The following is a 2,749-nucleotide window of genomic DNA, read 5'->3' on the forward strand; positions in this document are numbered from 1 at the left end:
GAAGTCGGCGATCGAGCTCAACGGCATCGTCAACGACGTGTTCCCCGAGGACTCGGTGTTCCGCATCGACCACTACCTCGGCAAGGAGACGGTCCAGAACATCCTGGCGCTGCGCTTCGCGAACGAGCTGTACGAGCCGATCTGGAACGCCAACTACGTCGACCACGTGCAGATCACCATGGCGGAGGACATCGGCACCGGCGGCCGTGCGGGGTACTACGACGGCGTCGGGGCAGCGCGCGACGTCATCCAGAACCACCTCCTCCAGCTCCTTGCCCTGACGGCCATGGAGGAGCCGATCTCGTTCGACGCCGACGACCTGCGGGCCGAGAAGGAGAAGGTGCTCGCGGCCGTCCGGCTCCCGGATGACCTCTCCCAGCATTCGGCGCGCGGACAGTTCACGGGTGGCTGGCAGGGCGGCGAGCTCGTCAAGGGCTATCTCGAGGAGGAAGGCATCCCGGCCGACTCCACGACTGAGACCTACGCAGCCATCAGAGTGGACATCAACACGCGCCGTTGGGCCAGCGTGCCGTTCTATCTGCGCGCGGGCAAGCGTCTCGGACGCCGCGTGACGGAGATCGCGGTCGTCTTCAAGAAGGCCCCGAATCTCCTGTTCCGCGATCAGGGGACGGCCGAGTTCGGCCAGAACGCAGTGGTGATCCGCGTCCAGCCGGACGAGGGCGCGACCATCCGGTTCGGCTCCAAGGTGCCGGGAACGCAGATGGAAGTCCGTGACGTCAGCATGGACTTCGGCTACGGGAACTCGTTCACCGAGTCCTCGCCCGAGGCCTACGAACGGCTCATCCTCGATGTTCTGCTCGGAGAGCCCCCGCTCTTCCCCCGCCATGAGGAGGTCGAGCTCTCGTGGAAGATCCTCGACCCGTTCGAAGAATATTGGGCAGCCACGGGAGACAAGCCCGAGCCCTACGCACCTGGCAGCTGGGGGCCGGCGTCGGCTGACGCTCTCATGGCCCGCGACGGACGCTCTTGGAGGCGGCCTTGATCATCGACCTTCCCCACACGACGACTTCGAAGGTCTCGAAGGAGCTCATGAACCTCCGCCATCAGGGCGGGGTCGTCGCTCTCGGCCGAGTCCTCACGCTCGTCGTCATCACGAAGCACGGTTACGAGGAGGAGGCCATCGAGGCGGCCAACCAGGCGAGCCGCGAGCACCCCTGCCGGATCATCGTCCTCGTGGACTCGGGCCGCGACGCTGCTGACAGGATCGACGGCCAGATCCGCGTAGGCGGAGACGCCGGCGCCTCGGAGGTGGTGGTGCTCCGCGGCTACGGGCGCCTCGCCGAGGAGAGCGAATCCCTTGTGGCCGCTCTGCTCCTGCCCGACGCGCCGATCGTCGCATGGTGGCCCCACGGCGCCCCCAAGGACGCCGCCGCGACCTCCGTCGGCTGCATCGCCCACCGCCGCATCACCGACTCGGGCAACGAGCCGGACCCGACAGAGGCCCTCTACCGCATCCGGGACACATACCGGGCGGGCGACACCGACCTCGCGTGGACCCGGGTGACGAACTGGCGCATCCAGCTCGCGGCAGCCTTGGACCAGGCCGACGATTCCCAGATCACCGGAGTGACCGTCGAAGGCGCATCCGACTCGCCCAGCACCGTGCTGCTCGCGGCGTGGCTCACGCTCAAACTCGACGTTCCCGTGACGATCGTCGCGGACCCGGCGGGCACCGGCATCCGACGCGTCCGGATGACCCGCCCCTCAGGGGACATCCAGCTGTACCGGCCCGGCCTCACCGTCGCCGAGCTGACTCAGCCGGGACAGCCGTCGCAGCGCATCGCTCTCCCCCGCCGGACCCTCGAGGACTGCCTCGCGGAGGAGCTCCGACGGCTCGACCCCGATCAGGTGTTCGGCGAGGTCCTCGCCGAGGGCCTCCCCCGGACCAACCTGAGGAGTGTGACGCCGAGTGAGCGCTGATCCGCGAGTCAGCATCCATCCCGATTCCTCCGTGCTGCTCGCGGCCATCGCTGCGCGCCTCATCACGAAGCTGGTCGACACGCAGGACCGCTACGGCGACGCGACGATCGTCCTGACGGGCGGCACGATGGGAATCGGCACGCTCCGCGCGGTCGCCGAATCTCCCGCCTGCCGAGCCGTGGACTGGTCCAAAGTCAACGTGTGGTGGGGCGACGAGCGCTTCGTCGCCGAGGACTCACCCGACCGGAACGTCGTGCAGGCCCGGGAGGCCCTCCTCGACCAGCTCCCGCTCGACCCTTCGCGCGTTCACGTCCCCGGCGACTCGGACCACTTCAAGACGCCGGACGACGCCGCAGAGGACTACGCGCGGCAGCTCGCCGAGGCCGCGGCGCGGGAGCACGACGCCGATGCCTCGGATGACCGCGCTGATCAGCCAGGGCTCCTCCCCCGCTTCGACGTACTCCTCCTGGGCGTCGGCCCGGACGCGCATGTCGCGTCGCTCTTCCCCGAGATGGCGGGCATCCGCGAGACGAAACCGACCGTCGTCGGCGTCACCAACTCGCCGAAGCCGCCGCCCGAGCGCATCACCCTCACTCTGCCCGCACTCAAGTCGGCCGGCGAAGTCTGGATGCTTGTGGCCGGCGAGGACAAGGCTGGGGCAGTCGGCCTCGCTCTTGCCGGCGCAGGGCCTGTGCAGGTGCCCGCGGCGGGCGCGCGAGGTCGGAACCGCACTCTGTGGCTCATCGACGCCGATGCGGCTGCGCAGGTGCCCGAGAACCTCCTCCGCAAGGAGCCAGCCTCCGCCTAG

Annotated in this window: 3 protein-coding genes; all 3 read left to right on the forward strand. The window is 69.0% G+C overall.

What is annotated here, in order from left to right; translation table 11 throughout:
- Window positions 1–1,003, forward strand: a 1,003-nt coding sequence (gene zwf / locus V7053_RS18640) for a glucose-6-phosphate dehydrogenase (RefSeq protein ID WP_334173747.1), incomplete at its 5' end; no start/stop codon positions are given.
- Window positions 1,000–1,941 carry a glucose-6-phosphate dehydrogenase assembly protein OpcA gene (locus tag V7053_RS18645; protein ID WP_334173748.1) on the forward strand — a complete coding sequence of 314 codons (942 nt, stop codon included), beginning with the start codon at window positions 1,000–1,002 and terminating at the stop codon, window positions 1,939–1,941. The genes zwf and V7053_RS18645, both read left to right, overlap by 4 nt.
- The gene (gene pgl, locus V7053_RS18650) at window positions 1,931–2,749 is read left to right on the forward strand and encodes a 6-phosphogluconolactonase (RefSeq protein WP_334173749.1); all 819 of its coding nucleotides are present in this window, start codon (window positions 1,931–1,933) and stop codon (window positions 2,747–2,749) included. The genes V7053_RS18645 and pgl overlap by 11 nt, the downstream gene beginning before the upstream one ends.

Origin of the sequence: Sinomonas sp., from assembly GCF_036848755.1 — a bacterium.
Classification (GTDB): Bacteria; Actinomycetota; Actinomycetes; order Actinomycetales; family Micrococcaceae; genus Sinomonas.